The sequence below is a fragment of the Zavarzinia aquatilis genome (assembly GCF_003173035.1).
GTDB classification, from domain to species: Bacteria; Pseudomonadota; Alphaproteobacteria; order Zavarziniales; family Zavarziniaceae; genus Zavarzinia; species Zavarzinia aquatilis.
In genome coordinates this window covers 430,343-448,418 of sequence record NZ_QGLE01000001.1, presented here as the reverse complement: position 1 = coordinate 448,418, position 18,076 = coordinate 430,343, and the positions used below count along the sequence as shown (strand labels likewise).

The 18,076-nt window shown below is 68.1% G+C and carries 11 protein-coding genes; 7 read left to right on the top strand and 4 right to left on the bottom strand.

Annotation, left to right across the window (positions count from 1 at the left end; genetic code table 11):
* The first annotated feature begins 7 nt into the window (after positions 1-7).
* A complete protein-coding gene (locus DKG74_RS02165) occupies positions 8-1,081 on the top strand; it encodes an NUDIX hydrolase (RefSeq protein WP_109902112.1) in 1,074 nt (357 codons plus the stop codon).
* Here the strand turns inward: DKG74_RS02165 and DKG74_RS02160 are convergent, their stop codons facing one another.
* Both DKG74_RS02160 and DKG74_RS02150 read right to left on the bottom strand, forming a co-directional pair.
* Positions 1,082-4,561 (bottom strand): beta strand repeat-containing protein, encoded by a 3,480-nt coding sequence (locus tag DKG74_RS02160; RefSeq protein WP_165837488.1) that lies wholly within the window; start codon positions 4,559-4,561, stop codon positions 1,082-1,084.
* A gap of 169 nt (positions 4,562-4,730) precedes the next feature.
* The gene (locus DKG74_RS02150; protein ID WP_243403992.1) at positions 4,731-5,456 is read right to left on the bottom strand and encodes a 2OG-Fe(II) oxygenase; all 726 of its coding nucleotides are present in this window, start codon (positions 5,454-5,456) and stop codon (positions 4,731-4,733) included.
* Positions 5,457-5,703: 247 nt separating this feature from the next.
* Between DKG74_RS02150 and DKG74_RS21410 the strand changes: the two genes are divergently transcribed.
* Positions 5,704-6,591 (top strand): hypothetical protein, encoded by an 888-nt coding sequence (locus DKG74_RS21410; protein ID WP_133251471.1) that lies wholly within the window; start codon positions 5,704-5,706, stop codon positions 6,589-6,591.
* Here DKG74_RS21410 and DKG74_RS02145 read toward each other — a convergent pair.
* Positions 6,560-7,513 carry an alpha/beta hydrolase gene (locus DKG74_RS02145; RefSeq protein WP_109902637.1) on the bottom strand — a complete coding sequence of 318 codons (954 nt, stop codon included), beginning with the start codon at positions 7,511-7,513 and terminating at the stop codon, positions 6,560-6,562. The genes DKG74_RS21410 and DKG74_RS02145 overlap by 32 nt on opposite strands.
* Positions 7,514-7,715: 202 nt before the next feature.
* On the opposite strand from DKG74_RS02145, the gene nadA reads away from it, so the two are divergent.
* From nadA to nadC, 3 genes are read left to right on the top strand one after another with little or no spacing between them, the layout of a single operon-like run.
* The gene (gene nadA, locus DKG74_RS02140; RefSeq protein ID WP_109902106.1) at positions 7,716-8,747 is read left to right on the top strand and encodes a quinolinate synthase NadA; all 1,032 of its coding nucleotides are present in this window, start codon (positions 7,716-7,718) and stop codon (positions 8,745-8,747) included.
* A gap of 28 nt (positions 8,748-8,775) precedes the next feature.
* Positions 8,776-10,389, top strand: coding sequence for an L-aspartate oxidase (locus tag DKG74_RS02135; RefSeq protein ID WP_109902104.1), 1,614 nt, complete (start codon positions 8,776-8,778; stop codon positions 10,387-10,389).
* Positions 10,390-10,402: 13 nt separating this feature from the next.
* A complete protein-coding gene (nadC, locus tag DKG74_RS02130) occupies positions 10,403-11,260 on the top strand; it encodes a carboxylating nicotinate-nucleotide diphosphorylase (protein ID WP_109902102.1) in 858 nt (285 codons plus the stop codon).
* A 3-nt stretch (positions 11,261-11,263) separates the two neighbouring features.
* Here nadC and DKG74_RS02125 read toward each other — a convergent pair whose 3' ends face one another.
* On the bottom strand, positions 11,264-14,404 hold the full coding sequence (locus DKG74_RS02125) for a YhdP family protein (RefSeq protein WP_133251470.1): 3,141 nt from the start codon (positions 14,402-14,404) through the stop codon (positions 11,264-11,266).
* Between the two features lie 197 nt (positions 14,405-14,601).
* Between DKG74_RS02125 and DKG74_RS02120 the strand changes: the two genes are divergently transcribed.
* Both DKG74_RS02120 and DKG74_RS02115 read left to right on the top strand, forming a co-directional pair.
* Positions 14,602-17,565 (top strand): bifunctional [glutamine synthetase] adenylyltransferase/[glutamine synthetase]-adenylyl-L-tyrosine phosphorylase, encoded by a 2,964-nt coding sequence (locus DKG74_RS02120; RefSeq protein ID WP_109902098.1) that lies wholly within the window; start codon positions 14,602-14,604, stop codon positions 17,563-17,565.
* A gap of 4 nt (positions 17,566-17,569) precedes the next feature.
* Positions 17,570-18,040: a peroxiredoxin gene (locus DKG74_RS02115; RefSeq protein WP_109902096.1), complete on the top strand. Its 471-nt coding sequence runs from the start codon at positions 17,570-17,572 to the stop codon at positions 18,038-18,040.
* The last annotated feature ends 36 nt before the right edge of the window (positions 18,041-18,076 follow it).

Below are 18,076 nucleotides of genomic sequence, written 5' to 3'. Positions count from 1 at the left end.
GGATGGCATGGCGCAGGACGGCGAACACAACGCAAGGGGCATCAGCATCGGCCTGACCGCCGTCATCGTCGCGGTGACGGAGGAAGACCCACGCGTCCTCGTCGCCCGGCGCATGACCCATGATCTGGCGACGCCGGCCCAGCAGGGCCTGCTGCCCCTCGCTTTCGATACGCCCGAGACCCTGCCCTTCGGCCCCTTCGAGCCCGAGCATCACCGCACCCTCGAACTCGGCCTGCGGCAATGGGTGACCGAGCAGACCGGCGTCGCCATGCGTTATGTCGAGCAGCTCTACACTTTCGCCAACCAGAACCGCGACCCGCGCGAGTTGACCGGCGGGCCCCGCGTCGTCTCCATCGCCTATCTGGCGCTGACGCAGGAAACGCCGCTGGCCGGCACCGGCGAGGCGCAGTGGCGTTCGTGGTATTCCTTCCTGCCCTGGGAAGACTGGCGCGAGGGGCGCCCGGCCCTGATCGACAAGGTGATCCGCCCGGCCCTGACCCGCTGGATCGACGCCGCGCCCGACGCCCGCAGCGCCCGCAACCGCATGGAGCGGACGGCGATCGCCTTCGGTCCGGTCGCCGGCACCGGTCATTTCGACCTGCTGCGCTGCCTCGACCGCTACGAATTGCTCTATTCCGCCGGCCTCGTGAAGGAGGCGATCCGCGACGCCGCGATCACCGCCACTGCCGCCGGCCGCGAGGCGCCCGAGACGCCCGAGGAACAGCGCGAGGCGGCGCGCGCCCTCGGCACGCCGATGGCGCTCGACAACCGGCGCATCCTCGCCTCGGCGCTGGGCCGGCTGCGCGGCAAGATCGACTATCGGCCGGTGGTTTTCGACCTGCTGCCGCCCGAATTCACGCTGTTCCGCCTGCAGAAGGTGGTCGAGGCCCTGTCGGGCATCGAGCTGCACAAGCAGAATTTCCGCCGCACGGTGACGGCCGGCGACCTGGTCGAGCCCACGGGCCAGATCGAGGCCTCCGGCCGGGGGCGTCCGGCGGAAACCTATCGCTTCCGCCGCGACGTGATGCAGGAGAAGCACGACGTCGGCATTCCCCTGCCCCTGCCCAAGATCGGCGGCTGATCAGACCAGCGTGATGTCGCTGTCGACGGCCAGCACGACGACCGAGCCGACGGCATAGAGGTTCCAGTCCCCGCCGCCGAAGCTGACGCTGCCCGCCGCGGTCAGGCCGGTCAGGGTGACACTGTCGGTGGCATCGCCCGCCAGGATCAGCACGCCGTCATGGGTGGTGCCGAGCACATCGCGATTGTCCGCCTCGAACGCGAGCACATCGCTCCTGTCCAGCACCAGCGCCTGGGCGCCATTGCCGGTGATGTCGATGGTCTCGATGCCCTTGATCGCCACATCGTCGATCAGGGTGAAGTCGAGATTGCCGGTTGTGAGCAGCGTATCGTCGCCCAGTCCTCCGTCGATGCGGAAGAAATTGCCCGTGCCGACGTCGATCGTGTCGTTGCCCGCGCCGCCGACGAAGACATCCGCGCCGCCGCCGCCGACCAGCGTGTCGTTGCCGCGCCCGCCGATCAGCCGCTCGGCCGCCGCCGTGCCCGTCAGCGTGTCGTCACCATCTGTCGCCCCGGCGACCTGCGCGAGCGAGAAGCCCGCCGGCCCGCCGTAGATCACATAGGTCTCGCCGACAGTGCCGCCGCCGTCGTCACCGTTTTTTGCCCCGACGATGACATCGGAGAAGCCGTCGCCGTTCACGTCACCGGCCCCGACGTCCGTCCCCAGACTATCCCCCGTCGTGTCGCCCTGGATGATGAAGCCCAGGTCCGCCGACAGGCTGGTCAGGTCGATCACGCGGCGCCCGCCGACGTCGATGCCGAAGCCGTCGCTGCCGCCGAACAGGACATAGGCTTCGCCCGCCTGGCTGCCGCCGTCACCGCCATTGATGGCGCCGAGGATGATGTCGGCGAAACCGTCGCCATTCACATCCCCCGCCGCCGCCACACTGCTGCCCGCGAGATCGCTGCCCGTGTCGCCCTGGATGACGAAGCCTTGCGCGGCCGAAAGGCCGGTCAGGTCGATCACCTGCCGCCCGCCTACGTCGGTGCCGAAGCCGCCAGCCCCGCCGAACACGACATAGACTTCGCCGGCATTGGTGCCGCCATCGTCGCCATAGCGCGCGCCGACGGCGACATCGGCGAAACCATCACCATTGATGTCGCCTGCCGACGAGATGCTCCATGACGCGCGATCGCCCCCCGAGTCGCCCTGGATGATGAAGCCTTGCGCGGCGGTGAAGTTGGTCAGGTCGATGACCTGGCGGCCGCCGACGTCGGTGCCGAAGCCCCCCGCCCCGCCGAAGATCACATAGGCCTCGCCCGCCTGGCTGCCCCCGTCGCTGCCATAAGGTGCCCCGACAAGGATATCCTGAAAGCCATCGCCGTTGACGTCACCCGCCGAAGACGCGCTTCGCCCGAGAAGATCGCCCGCCGAGTCACCCTGAATGATGAATCCCTGCGCGGCGGAGAGGTTGGTCAGGTCGATGACCTGTCGCCCGCCGACGTCGGTGCCGAAGCCCCCCGCCCCGCCGAACACGACATAGACTTCGCCCGCATTGCTGCCGCCATCGTCACCGCCACGGGCGCCGACGATCAGGTCGCTGAAGCCGTCGCGGTTCACATCGGCCGCGGAAACGCTCCACCCCGCGCCGTCGCCCGCCGAGTCGGCCTGGATGATGAAGCCTTGCGCGGCGGTCAGCGTCGTCGTGTTGATGACTTGTCGGCCGCCGACATCGGTGCCGAAACCGCCAGCCCCGCCAAACAGGACATAGGCTTCGCCGGCATCGCCGCCGGCATCGTCGCCGCCTGGTGCACCCACGATCACATCGGTGTAGCCGTCGCCGTTGACGTCGCCGGCCGAAGCCGAGGAGTAGCCGAAGAGGTCCAGAAATGCACCGCCCCGGACGGCGAAACCCTGGGCAGCGGACAGGGTGGTCAGATTGACTACCTGGCGGCCGCCGACATCGTTGCCCATGACCCCCGCGCCACCGAAGACGATATCGGCCTCGCCCTCTGTGCCGCCACCTCCGCCCACAATGCCGGTGACAATGTCGTCGAAGCCGTCCCCATTCACATCCGCCGCCGCCACGGACGCTCCGGACTGGGTGGTCCCCGTGACGCCCTGGATGATGAAGCCGCGATCGGCCCCAAAGGTGGTCGTGTCGACCACCTGGCGGTCGAAGCCGGCGGTCGTGACCGTGGCGCCGAACATGGCCGCGGTCTGTACCCCGCTCGTGTCCACCGCCGCGTCGACGAGCAGCGTGACGCCGCCCTTGACGAAGCGCTCAACGGATGTGCCGTCGAGCACCACGGTGCCCGCTGCCTGCCAGCCCGCGTCGGTCGTCGACAGATTGTCCGCCGAATCGCCCGTCACCCGGATCTGGCCCAGACCGCCGCCGGTGACGATGATGCTGTCGGCGCCCGAGCCCCCGTCCACCGTGTCGCCCGCGCCGGCATGGATCGTGTCGTCGCCGCCGCCGCCCGTCAGCACATTGGCGCCCGCATTGCCGAACAGCTCGTTCGCCAGCTCGTTGCCGGTGATGTCGAGCGCCGCGCTGCCCCGCGCGATCAACTGCTCCACCGCCTGCCCCGCGCCCAGCGTCCAGCTGGCCGTGAGTCGAACGCTATCCGTGCCTTCCCCCGAGACCTCGACGACAGTATCGCCCGCGTCGTCGACATAATAGATGTCGTCACCGGCACCGCCCGTCATCGCGTCGGCGCCGGTGCCACCGATCAGCGTATCGTCGCCGTCACCGCCCAGCAGCGTGTCGTCGCCACCCTTGGCGTTCAGGCGGTCGGCGCCGCCGAGACCTGACAGCACATTGGCCGCGTCGTTCGCCACGATGACATTCGCCGTGTCGCTGCCCGTGATGTCGATCGCGGCCAGACCGCGGGACAGGATCTTCTCGATCTCGGCCGACACGTCCGCTGCCCAGGTCACCGAGACCTGCACCCGGTCCGTGCCGCCGCCCACGGCTTCCGTCACCGTGTCGCCGGCATCGTCGACGATATAGACGTCATCGCCCGCGCCGCCGCTCATGGCGTCGGTCCCCGTGCCGCCGTCAAGCACGTCCCGCCCGTCGCCGCCCACCAGCGTGTCGTCGCCACCGCGTCCCGACAGATTGTCGCCACCGCCGCCGCCGGTCAGCACGTTGGCAGCATCGTTGCCATAGATCTGATTGGAAAACTCATTGCCGGTCAGGTCGATAGCCGCGCTGCCGCTGGCAACGAAGCGTTCAACCTCGACACCCGCCGCGAGCGTGTAGCTGACGAAGGCCGTCACCGTGTCCCGGCCCTCGCCCGCGGCCTCGACAATCGTGTCTCCGGCGTCGTCGACCGTGTAGCTGTCGTTACCGAGCCCGCCCGTCATGACATCGGCGCCCGTGCCGCCATCCAGACGGTCGTCACCGTCGCCACCTTCCAGGGTGTCGTCGCCGGCTTTGCCGAACAGGCTGTCGCTACCCTCCAAGCCCTGGATCAGGTCCGCAGCATCCCCACCCACCAGACGGTCCGCGCCTGTGGTCCCCGTAAAGTCAGCCATGAAACTCCCCCCAGAGACGACTCAGTGGCCGCCACTCTCGAACACGTCACCCCGATGAGCGGAATTGTATGCAATTTTCAACGCCGAGAAAGAGCGTATTGGGTTCAAATTTGTATGCAATCGCCGGGCGTCCGCAGCGTTGACCCGCACGCCCATTCCGTGTTGTCGCTCACCTCGCGTCGTGAAAAATGATGCCGAGAACACGGCGACGCCCGCTCAGCAATCTCGAGACACCATGACGCATCTGGGCCCTGTACCAGCCGCGACGACCAGCGCGCGGATACTCCCGCACGGGAAAGATCACCATGTCACCCTGGCCGAGCGACACGACCTCGCAGCACGATTGCTGGCGGGGTCGCGACTGGACCAGGGTGAATTCACCGCCGGTGAAGTCGCGCCCCGGCGCATCGAGGAGGATCGCCGCCTGCAAGGGGAAATGGACCGGGCCGTAAAGATCCTGATGCAGGCAATTGTAATCGCCCACGCCATAGGACAGCAGCAAGGGTGTCGGCCGCGACTGGCCGGCATCGCGGCACAGGGAAAGCAATTCCTGGTGTTCCGCCGGCCAGCCGTCATCCCGACCGAGGCGCCGGCCCCAGATAGTGGCGATCGCGGCAAGACCGGGATAGAGCGACCGGCGCAGGTCTTCGACGAGACCCGGCAGCGGATAGGCGAAATAGCGATATTCGCCCCGGCCGAAGCCATGATGCGCCATGACGACGGTGGAGCGAAACCCATCCGGCCGATCATAAAGCGCCGCCAGCGCCTGGCATTGCCCGGCCGACAGGACCGCCGGCACGACCGCATGGCCCACCTCGTCGATGGCGGCGCGCGCGATGTCCCAATCGACACCGAGGTCCACCGTCTGCCCGTTCGTCATGCCGAGATCAGCCATGTTGGCGCCTTCCTCCAGTCCCGATCCCGGAACCATGGCGGGCGCGGGCGCCTTCAGTCTTGCGATGCCTTGCGGCGCAATTCAGGGCGGCGGCGGTCCTACAGTCACCTTGGATCAGCGTGCCCTCACCACCTGACGCGTAATTCGCGATCGGGCGGCGCTGGCGCGCCACTACTTACCTGGTGCCGCCCAAGATCGGAGGCTGTCCCCGACAACGCATGGCGCTATCCTAGGGGACAACTTCAAAATGGATTCAACCGTGCTTCCTGGCCTGCAGCAGTTGATCGTCATTTTCCTGGTGATCGCCCTGATGACTGACATGGGTTGGCTCCTGTTCCGTGCCAGGCCGGCGATCGACAGCGCACATTTTGGCACAGTCCGCCCGCATCGCGGATTGATCGCCTTTGTGCTCGTGCTTGGATTACTGCTCTTTGGCACGGCGTCTTGGGGACTGTTGACGGCGCACCGTCAGAATTGGGCCGCCGCCGGCGTAGCTTTGTTTTTCGGATCAATTGTTGCGGCCATAGCGCCTCTCCTGACCGCCCATTATGCTATCCACTGGAACGAATGGGGTATCGAAGGTCCGGCCCGGGCCTTTAGCCTGCGATCACGGGTCCCAAGGCGGCGGCTTCTCTGGCCAGAAATTGCGCGCTTCGGCCGGACGCGGGGAAGCGACTATTTCTTCGAAAGTGCCGACGGTCGCCGCATATACTGGAACTTCACCTACAGCGGCTGGCCCGTCATTCTCGGCACATGGTTGCGCCATCGCAAACCGGAAGCGCCGACGCAGATCATTGTCGAAGCCCCACCGCCTGCTGCATCTCGTCGCCCCGGGAAGATCCGGCTCGATTTCGACATGCAGCGCCAACGGCGCACCGGCGCTGCCGCCGGACGGCGGCTGCCCCCCAGATATCTCCGCCCAACAAATCCTTCGACCCAAGCCTGGCACCATCCAAGACGACCAAGGCTCTGCAGGCCATGTCGATCCTCAACGGGCCTCGTCAAATTTGTTGCCCGGCCACAAACGCAGTTCAAGGCAGGTCCGACACGGCCGAAGATCAGGAAGCGGCTTAACTCCCGCCATCCATGTTTTTCCGCACGTCTCAGGGCGGCGACGTCAGATTACCGGCGATGAAGATCAGCGCGCCTTCGATCGACTGGCGCCACAAGGACCAGTCATGGGCGCCGTCGGTGATGCGCAGTTGCGACGGGATGCCGTCGGCCCGTAGGGTCTCGAACAGCGCGAGCGTGCCGCGCCAGAGTTGCAGCCCGTCGTCGTCGCCCGATGCGAGATAGATCGCCGGCAGGGTCCGGCCCCTCGCCCGCTGCTCCTCCAGCAGGGTGAAGACGTTCAGCCGGTTGAACCGCCTTGGATCGAAGGGCGTGCCGAAAGCGCCGTTGAAATGCGGCCCGTCGTTGAGGAGGACGATGCCCGAAGTCACCGTGGTCGCGTCGAGCCGGTGGAAATAGGCGCTGTCCTGAATAAGCGCCAGCGCGTCCGGCGATTTGTCCATGTCCTCGGGCGGGACATTGTGCCAGATCGCGCCCGACAGGCTGGCGACCGCGGCGAACAGGTCGGGATGAGCGAAGGCGAGGTGAAGCGCGCCGAAGCCGCCCATGGACAGGCCGGCGATGGCGCGCCCGCCCCGGTCGTGGCGCACCGGATAGGCGGCCTCGATCCCCTGGCGCAGGTCGTCGACGATCGCCGTCTCGATATCGCCAGGCCCGCCGACGTCCCGGGAATTCACATACCAGGAATTGCCCGCCCGCGGCATGACGACGAGCAGCGGCGGGATCGCGCCGGTGCCGATCAGCCGGTCGAGGGTCGGGCCGATGCCGCCGAGGTCGGGCCAGCTCCGCTCGTCGCCATTATAGCCATGCAGCAGGTAGAGCACCGGCCAGCCCCCGGCCGGCGGCGGCCCCGACGGCCGGTACACTGAGGCGACCAGCGGCAGCCCGGTTTCGTGCTGCACCACCTGATAGGCTTCGATGGTGCCGGCCCGGACGGTGACGGGCGCGAGCGCGAACAGGAGAAGGGCGAGAAACAGGCGGATCATGGCCATCACTCTGCCGGAAATTGCCCCGGGACGATACGGCCGCCAGCCCGCGCGACGCAGGCCCCGCCTCGCGAAAACGCGGGCGGCCATGCGCGACATTTTCTTGACAGGCTTGATTATGCTCGATATGAGCATATGTAAGATATGCTCAAGTTGAGCATTATAATTCGGAAACGCGCACCCCTCCGTCGAGGATCGCCCCATGACCGTTATCCTGCAGGCCCCCCCGGCCGCAATCCTGCCCTACACGCCCGAAGTGGCGGCCGCGACGGCCGCGACCTGGGCCAAGGTCGAGCGCGTGCTGCCGGAAGACGAATGGCGCCTCCACGCGCCCTTCATCGAGCGGATCAACCGCCTGAAGAAGCAGCGCAACGCGGTCATCCTCGCCCATAACTACATGTCGCCGGAAATCTTCCACGGCGTCGCCGATATCGTCGGCGACAGCCTCGCCCTCGCCAAACGGGCGGAAGAAACCGACGCCGACGTGATCGTGATGGCCGGCGTGCACTTCATGGCGGAAACCGCCAAGCTGCTGAACCCGGACAAGATCGTCCTGATGCCCGACATGGAGGCCGGCTGCTCGCTGGCGGAGTCGATCCGTCCCGAGGATATCCGCCTGCTGCGCGAAGCCTATCCCGACGCGCCGGTGGTCACCTATGTGAACACTTCGGCCGCGGTGAAGGCGGAAAGCGATATCTGCTGCACCTCGGGCAATGCCGTCGAAGTGGTCGAGAGCCTGGGGGCGGAGCGCGTGCTGTGCCTGCCCGACGAATATCTGGCCAATTGGGTGGCGACCCAGACCAAGGTGAAGATCCTCACCTGGAAGGGCCACTGCGAGGTGCACGAGCGCTTCACGCCCGACGAAATCCGCCGCTTTCGCCGGGCCTATGACGATCTCGTCGTCATCGCCCATCCGGAATGCCCGCCGGAGGTGATCGCCGCCGCCGATTTCGCCGGCTCGACCGCCAAGATGATCGACTATGTCCGCGACGAGAAGCCGGCGCGGGTGCTGATGATCACCGAATGCTCGATGTCGGACAATATCGCCGCCGCCTCGCCGACGACCGATTTCGTCCGCCCCTGCATCATGTGCCCGCACATGAAGCGGATCAGCCTGCCGAAAATCCTGCACGCGCTCGAAACCCTCGAGCCGCGCGTCGAGGTCGACCCCGCCGTGGCCGTGAAGGCCCGCCGCGCGGTCGAGCGGATGATCGCGGTCGGTCGCCGTAAATAGTCTGTCGTTACGTCCGGGAGTGCCTGTCATGCGCCGGTTGGAAGCGGAAATCGTCATCGTCGGCTCGGGCCTTGCGGGCCTCTCGGCCGCCCTCGCCCTTGCCCCGCGCAAGGTGGTGCTGATCACCAAGACGGAAGCCCTCGAAGGCGGCTCCAGCCTGCACGCCCAGGGCGGCATCGCCGCCGCCATCGGCGCCGGTGACCGCACCGCCGCCCATGCCGCCGATACGCTGGCGGCGGGTGACGGACTGTGCGATCCCGTCGCCGTCGCCCGGCTGACCGATGCTGGCCCCCAGGCCATCGCGACCCTGCGCGAGCTGGGCGTCGTCTTCGACACCGATGCTGAAGGTCGCCTGTTGCTCGGCCGCGAGGGCGCGCATTCCTGTGCCCGCGTCGCCCATGCCGATGGCGACCGCACCGGCCGTGCCGTTGTCCTCGCCCTCGCCGCCCGGGTGCGGGCGACGCCGTCGATCACCGTGATGGCCGATACCGTGGTCACCGAGTTGATCGTCACCGAGGGCCGCCTCGCCGGTCTCGCCGTCCATTCGGGCGAAGCTGGCCCCGCCGTGATCCAGACCGGCAAGCTGCTGCTGGCGACCGGCGGCCTCGGCGGGCTGTGGACCCACACCACCAACCCGGCCGAAGCGACGGGCGATGGTCTCGCCCTCGCCGCCCGCGCCGGGGCGACACTGGTCGATCTCGAATTCATGCAGTTCCACCCGACCGCCCTTCTGGTCGAGGGGCGGGAGCCGCTGCCCCTGCTGACCGAGGCGCTGCGCGGCGCCGGAGCCCGGCTGCTGTGCGCCGACAAGGCGACGCCGCTGCTCCATGGCAAGCATCCGCAGGGCGACCTCGCGCCCCGCGACGTCGTCGCCCGCGCCATCCAGCGCGAGATCGCGGCGAACGGCCGGGTCTGGCTCGACCTGCGGCCGGCCTTCGCCGCCAAGGGCGCCGCCGCCTTTCCCCAGGCGATCGAAAGCTGCCGCGAGGCGGGCTTCGACGCCGAGCTGGAGCCGGTGCCGGTCACCCCGGCCGCCCACTACCACATGGGCGGCATTCTGGTCGATACCGACGGGCGCAGCACCCTGCCCGGCCTCTATGCCTGCGGCGAAGTTTCGGGCACCGGGGTTCACGGCGCCAACCGCCTCGCCTCCAACTCGCTGCTCGAAGCCTGTGTCGCCGGGCGCCGTACGGCCCTCGTCATGGCGCGCGACCATGCGGCCCTGCCCGCGCTGCCCGCCGAGGTCGCACCCTTCGTCGGGGTCGACCCCGCCGCCGTCGCGCCGGTGCGGAAAGCCCTGCGCGAAACCATGATGCGCGATGTCGGCATGTTGCGGACCGACGCGGGCCTGCGCCGCGCGCTCGAGACCATCGACGGTCTCGCCGGGGCGCTGGCCTCGGCCCCGGCGCGCGATGGCCATGCCGCGATCCGCGCCGCGAGCGAGCTGCGCAACCTGATCACCGTCGGGCGCCTCGTCGCGCTGCTCGCCCTGTCGCGGACGGAAAGCCGGGGCGCCCATGCCCGCACCGACCATCCGGCGGCCGATGCCCGCTGGCTGCACCGGCAGACCGTGTGCCTTGACGCCGCGGGCGCCCATCTCGACACCATCGCCCTCGCCAAGGGCCGTCTCGCCGCCGAATGAGTTTGCCGACACCATGTCCGATCTGACGCCGCCGCCCTATCTCGTTTACGAAAACCTGCTGAAGACGGCATTGATGGAAGACCTCGGCCTCGCCGGGGATCTGACCTCGGAAGTCGCCGTGCCGGCGACGGCGCGGGCGCGGACCGAGATCAACACGCGGCACGACGGCCGCATCGCCGGCCTGCCCATGGCCCTCGACACTTTCCGTCTGGTCTCGCCCGAGATCACGGTCGAGGTGCTGCGGCCCGATGGCTCGGACGTTAAGCCCGGCGATGTCATCGCCGTCGTCGAAGGCCCGGCGCGCGCCGTGCTGACCGGCGAGCGCGTCGCCCTCAACATCCTGCAGCGCCTGTCGGGCATCGCCACGGTGACGCGGGGCGCCGCCCGCGACGCGGCGAAACACGGCGCCCGTGTCGCCTGCACGCGGAAGACCACGCCGGGTCTGCGCGCGCTCGAGAAATATGCCGTCCGGGTCGGCGGCGGCGTCAATCACCGCTTCGGCCTCGACGATGGCATTCTGGTCAAGGACAACCACATCGCCGCAGCCGGTGGGCTCGACGCCGTGCTCGACCGGATCCGGGGCCGGGTCGGCCATATGGTGAAGGTCCAGGTCGAGGTGGATTCCCTCGACCAGCTCGAGGTTCTGCTGAAGCGGCCGGTCGATGCCGTCCTGCTCGACAACATGGGGCCGGACATGCTGCGTCAGGCCGTCGCCATGGTCGCCGGGCGCATGGTCACCGAAGCCTCGGGCGGCATCCGGCCCGAGATGGTCGCGTCCTATGCCGCCAGCGGCATCGACATGCTGTCCTTAGGCTGGCTGACCCATTCGGCGCCGTCCCTCGATCTTGGCCTCGACTTCAGCTTCCGCTGAACCCTATTTCGGCGGCACTTCGATCACCGGCGGGGCCACGGCGTCGGCGGCGGAATTGGTGCCGTCGACCGCCGAGACGATGTCGCGCAGGATGCCCGGCGCCAGGGCCGAGAGGGCGTTGACGGTCACATCCGGATTCTCGGTCGGGCCGACCACACTGTAATTGAAGGCGAAGAGTCCGCCGCCCTCGCCGCCGGTCAGAATATCGCCGACCAGCGGGATCGAGTTGAGAATGCGGTTGAGGCCATAGGACGGCACGATGGTGCCACCGACGCTGACCGAGCGGCCCCAGGTATCGTAAGTCCCGGCCAGGGTAAGGCCAATGGAATCGCCATAGGCCCTTGCCTTGACGATACGGATGACCGCGCTTTCCTGCACCACGTCGGCCTTCAGGGCTTCAAGCGAAATGCCCTGACCGCCGATCGCCTCGGCGATGCCGGTGAGCGAGCCGAGGGTCAGGATGCGCGCCAGCACCGGCGCCTTCACCAGCTTGAAGTCCCGCATGTCGAGGGCGCCGGTCATGGGCCGGTTCGGCTTGGTATCGTCGATGGTGCCATGGAAGGTCAGGCTGCCGCCCTCGACATCGGAATACAGCCGCGCCACCCGCACCACGGCGCCGGCATCGCCCGCCGCGACATCGAGACGGCGCCCGCCGGCCACCGGCGTCAGCTTCAGCGAGAGCGGCGCCCGCGTCGGCCCCAGCGTCCCCTTGCCGTCGATCGCCTGCCAGCGCCCTCGCTCGTGACTGCCCACGGCCTTGAGGCCGGCCAATGCGGTCTTGTCATCGAGCTGTATGCGGTCGAGCACGATATCGAAATCGAAATCGGGCAGACCGTCGGGCGACGACGGGTCCGGCCGCTCGGTTTCTGGCCGACGCGCCGGGGCGTCCTGGTCCATATAGGGCGCCAGATCGAGCATCGGCCCACGCAGACGCAGGGCATAGCGTTGCCCGGGCGCCGCCCGCCGAAAATCGAGCGAGACATCGCTCTTGCCCAGCTTGGCGCTGGAGAGCGTCACACCGATCAGATCTCCGTCCGTGGTGATTTCCGCGCTGCCCGTCGCCGTCAGGCCGCGGGCTTTCGCCGTCAGCCCATCGAATTTCAGACGCTGATTGCCGGTCGTCACCCGGAAGGCGACGCTTGCCGGCTCCCCCGCCTTTTTGGCGAAACCGGCTTCGGGAATATTCATCGTCGCCGCGTCGAGCGTCAGCTCGGCGTCGATGGCGCCGATACTCTGCCCCCGGCCGACCAGGGTCACCTTCGCATCGACGGGGCCGGCCAGACGCCCGCCGAGGCCAACACCCAGATTATCGCGCAAGGCATCGTCGAAAGTGCCCTGAGCGGTCAGCCTCGTCGTCGGCTTGCCCAAGGGGGCCTTGAATTCCTCTGTCCACTCGAGATTGAGCGGGGCCCCGGCCAATTTCGCCGTGCCTTTGGCCGAGGCCCGGTTCTGATTGACCTCGACCGTGATCGCTCCGTCCGTCAGGTCGAGCGGGCCGACGATACCCGGCAGAAGCAGCCCGCCAATCGTACTGCTGGTCTGGAAATTCAGGTTGTCGAGATCGAGTTCCGCAACCAGCGGCAACACGAAGCGCGCCTTGGTCTGCTGCGTGCCGTCAGTCTTCGCGGGATCGACCCCGATCTTGCGCGCATAGCCGAGCGGTGCCATGTCGAGCATGGTCAATGCCGCCCGTACCGGACCGGATGCGGTGAAGGAAATGTCACCGGTCTGATCCGTCTTGGTGAAATCGGTGATCTTCGCCACGCCGTCGTTCAGGGCGATGATCCCGGCCTCGCCCAGATCGACGCGGCCGGACGCGATCGCGACCTCGATTCCATCCGCCGTCATATGGGCCATGGCCTTCATGCCGGACACCGGCGGCAGTCCGGCCATGAAGGTCGTTGCGGCCCCGTCGACGGCGAATTCGGCCGTGAACATGTCCGGGGGCGACGGACTGGCGGCGAGCCCACCCGCCGGGACCTTCAGGCGGAAGACGCCATCGGACACCCGGCCGCCCCGTATATTCTGCATGACCCAGCGCCGGCCCGGCGCGGAAAGCTTGACCGGCCAGAGCGATCCGATGTCATCGACCGGCAGGCCATCGAGCCGCGCGGTCAGGTCGATGGCGGCGCCGCCGTCGGACATGACCACCGTGCCATCGGCGACGATACCGAGGTCGCCCCGCCGCAGCTCGACAGTCTTCAGGCTCAGGGTCGCGGTTGCCATGTCGTAGCGGCCCGCGGCGTGAATCCGGTCAAGGGTCAGCCCTTCCGGAAAGAACGTCGGCAAGTCCAGACCGCCCCTCGCGCCCGTCACGTCGAAGGCGACATCGCGCAGCGCGCCATCGGCGGCGACCGTGACCGCCATCGTCCCCGACAGCGGCATGACGACGCCCGCCACCGGACCGAGGACGCGCTGGCCAGAATCGAACAACGCCGGCACAAGATTGTCGAAATCGAGCGCAAGTCGAGCATCGCCCGTGTCGCCGGGTGGAATCACACCGCTCAACCGCAGAGCGATCTGCTCCCCGTCACTGGCGACACCCAGATTGAAATCCAGCCTGACCTCGCCGGTCGGGCGGCGCAGCAATTCACCGCTCACATTATTGCCGGACCAACGGCGCAACGTCATTTCGTCGTCGACGATCAGGCGCGAGCGGACCAGCGACAGCCGCTCCAGCCGCCGCAGCGATGGCGCATTGCCAGGGCCACGCCGCAACAGCGCCAGCACATCGGCAATGGGCGATTCCGCGCCCGAAACCGGCGGAGTCTCGCTGCTCGACAGGGTGCCGCCGAGGCCCAATTCGACGAGACCGCCGGGGTTGCGGCGGATGGTCACCTCGGCACCGGCAAGTGTGATACCCGTCGGCGCCAGTTCGCCAATGAGAAGCGCACGCAGCGACAGGTCGATGCCGGCGCTGGGCAAACGAGCCAGTCGATTGCCGTCCGCCCCCTGCAATTCGATACCGACAACCTGCAGGGCGATATCGTTGTCCACCCCGCTCCAGGTCAGGATCGTGTCGGAGACGCTGACCTTGAGACCGAGGCTGCTGCCGTCCAGCGCCGATTCGATGAAGGGCGACAGAAAGCCGAGGGAGATCGGCCCGACCGACAGGCGCAGGCCGAGGGCGACGGCGGCAATCATCAGCGCGGTCAGAAGGCCGCCGAAAACATGGGCTGCGAAACGGGATGCGCGCCTGACCAAATCTGAACGCCCTGCTGGCGATCGCCCTCGCACGGACCATCGCCGAAAACCGGTTGGTGGAGACGGCGCCGTCCCGGAATCCTTGACGGCGGCGACTGCAAATCGCAGCGTGTGCACCCTAACACGAAGACTGCGTGATGCGCGTGAATTACGGCCTGCCTGCTCGACCTCCCGTCCCCCCCGCCGACGACAATGCCGGCGCGCTTCACCTCGTCGAGGACTTCCGTGCCTCGATTGTCGGTGCCGCCGCGGGTGATGCCGACCGTCTCGTCTCGATCCTGCGGATTTTCGGCGCCTATAGCCCCTATCTCTCGTCGCTGGTGCGTCGCGATCCGGCCGGCTTCGCCGACATCGTCGAACGCGGTCCCGAAGCCGTTCTCGACGATCTGTGGCCGACCCTGACACCCGAGGCGACGGCGGGCCTCGCCACCGATGCCCTGATGCGGGTTCTGCGCAAGGCCAAGGCGCGGGTCGCCCTCGCTGCCGCGGTGGGCGATCTTGCGCTTGGCTGGCCTGTGATGCGGACGACGGGCGCGCTTTCGCGTCTCGCCGGGGTCGCCTTGTCCGCCGCCGCCGCCCACATGCTGCGCGCCGGGGCGAGGATGGGCGAAATCACCCTCGCCGACGACGCCGACCCGGAGCGCCAGTCCGGCCTCATCATCCTCGGCATGGGCAAGCTCGGCGCGGGCGAGCTGAATTATTCCAGCGACATCGACCTGATCGTCTTCTTCGACAGCGAAGTGGCGAAACCCACGGGCAAGCGCAGCCCGACCGAAACCTATGTCCGTCTGACCAAGGGCCTCGTCAAGCTGCTGCAGGAGCGGACGGCGGATGGCTACGTCTTCAGGGTCGACCTGCAACTGCGCCCCGATCCCGGGGCCATGCCGGTCGCCCTGTCGACCGACGCCGCCGAAATCTATTACCAGAGCCTTGGCCAGAACTGGGAGCGGGCGGCCATGATCAAGGCGCGGCCGGTGGCGGGCGATCTTGCCGCCGGGCGCGAATTCCTGCAGCGCATCCGCCCCTTCGTCTGGCGCCGCCATCTCGACTTCGTCGCCATGCGCGATCTCCAGCGCATGAAGGAGCGCATCCGCGATCACCATGGCCATGGCGCCATCAGGGTCGAGGGGCAGGATGTGAAGCTGGGCCCGGGCGGCATCCGCGAGGTCGAGTTCTTCGTCCAGATCCAGCAGTTGATTTCCGGCGGGCGTGAGCCGCAGCTGCGCGAGCCCGGCACCCTCGCCATGCTCGACCGCCTCACCGCCCTGGGCCGCATTCCCGACGACGAGCGCCGTGTGCTGACCGAGGGGTACTGCTTCCTGCGCCACCTCGAACACCGGCTGCAGATGATCGAGGATGCCCAGACCCACGAAATCCCCAATGATCCGGCGCTGGTCCCCGGCCTCGCCGGTTTCATGGGCTATGGCGACACGGATGAATTCCGCCTCGCGCTGCTCGGTCATCTCTCGGCCATCGAACATCGCTTCGCCAGCCTGTTCGCGGCCGAGGAAGGCGACGAGGCGCCGTCGCGCAGTGCCCTGCCGGTGGGCGAGGACGCCATCGCCGACTATCTCGAACAGGCCGGCTTCAAGGACGGCGCCCGGGGCGCCGGCATCATCGCGGGTTGGCGGGTCGGTCGCTATCGCTGCTTCCGCCACGAGCGCGCCCGTGCCCTCGTCGAGGGGCTGACGCCCATCCTGATCAAGGCCATGGCGAAGACCGCCGCGCCGGACAGCGCCCTCCTCCTGTTCGACCAGTTCCTGACCCGGCTGCCGGCGGGTGTGCAGCTGTTCGCCCTGCTCGACGCCAATCGCAACCTGCTCGACCTCCTCGCGGAAATCATGGGGGCAGCCCCCATGCTGGCGGAAATGCTGGCGCGCCGGCCCCTGCTGCTCGATACCGTCGTTGGCGGCGAGGCGCTGCGCCCCATCACCGACGCCGAGGCGCTGCGCGCCGACATGGCCCAGGCGCTGTGCGATGTCACCGATTACCAGGACCTCCTGGACGCGGTGCGGCGCTGGACCGCCGACCGGCGCTTCGCCGTCGGGGTCCAGCTTCTGCGCGGGCTGACCGACCAGCGGGCGGCGGGCCGGGCGCTGACCCTTGTCGCCGACGCGGTGATCGGCCGGCTGGTCGATGCCGTGATGGCCAATTTCGCCCTCAACCACGGCATCATTCCGGGCGGCGGTTTCGCCGTGCTCGGCTTTGGCAAGCTGGGCGGGCGGGAGTTGACCGTCACCTCCGACCTCGACCTTGTCTTCCTGTGCCATGTTCCCGAGGGGACGGTGGGCTCCGACGGCGCGAAACCGCTGTCGCCCGGGGTCTATTACACCCGCCTCGGCCAGCGCCTGATCGCCGCCCTTTCCGCCCTCACCGCCGAGGGCAGCCTTTACGAGGTCGACATGGCGCTGCGCCCCGGGGGCGGTGCCGGCGCGCTGGCGACCGGGCTTGGCGCCTTCGCGACCTACTACCGGGGCGATGCCTGGACCTGGGAACATATGGCGCTGACCCGGGCCCGCGTGGTCGCCGCCAGCGACGATGCCTTCGCCGAACGGGCCGGCCAGCTGCTCGACGAGATGAAGCGGCTGAAGCGCCCGCCCGCCCGGGTGCTGGCCGATGCCGCCGCCATGCGCGGACGGATGGACCGGGACCGTCCACCCCGCGGCAGCTGGGATCTGAAGCTGAGCGCGGGCGGCCTCGTCGATATCGAATTCATCGCTCAGGGCCTGCTGCTGGCCACGGGCGGTCAGAGGCCCTGGCCGACGGATACCGCCAGCATGATCGGATTGCTGCGCGATCTTGGCGCCCTGGAGGCTGGCGAGGCCGATTTACTGTGCTCCGCCCTCGACCTCGAAGCCGGCCTGTCGGCCTCGATCCGGCTGACCGCCGGGGACGATTTCGAGCCGGCGATCGCGCCCGAGAGCCTGAAAATCCTGTTGGCGCGACAGACCGGTGTTGCCGATTTCGCCGCTGTCGAAGCCTTGCTGGACGAAGCGCGGCCGAAAGTTCGCGCCATCTTCACGGCACGGATCGGCGATCCCGCCGCGGCCCCCGACGACAACGCCCCCGCTGCCGCGGGTCTGCCCATCGAGGAGAATTGACATCATGACCGATACGCTCGAAGCCGGCAGCCCGGCCCCCGACTTCACCCTTCCGGTCAAGGGCGGCGATACCGTCTCCCTCGCCGCGCTGAAGGGGCGCAAGGTCGTGCTCTATTTCTATCCCAAGGACGACACGCCGGGCTGCACCACCGAGGCCATCGACTTCACCGCCCGCCTCGCGGACTTCGAAGCTGCCGGGGCCAGCATCGTCGGCGTCTCGCGCGACAGCCTCGCCGCCCATGACAGGTTCGCCACCAAGCATAACCTCGGCATCGTCCTGGGCGCCGATACGGACGGCGCTGTGACCGAAGCCTATGGCGTCTGGGTCGAGAAAATGAACTATGGCCGGAAATATTTCGGCATCGAACGCGCCACCTTCCTGATCGGGGCCGATGGCCGCATCGCCCGCATCTGGCGCAAGGTCAAGGTGAAGGGCCACGCCGACGAGGTGCTGGCGGCGGTACAGGCGCTCTGATCGCCCCCCATATCGGCGGCGATTCGTCACGATGGG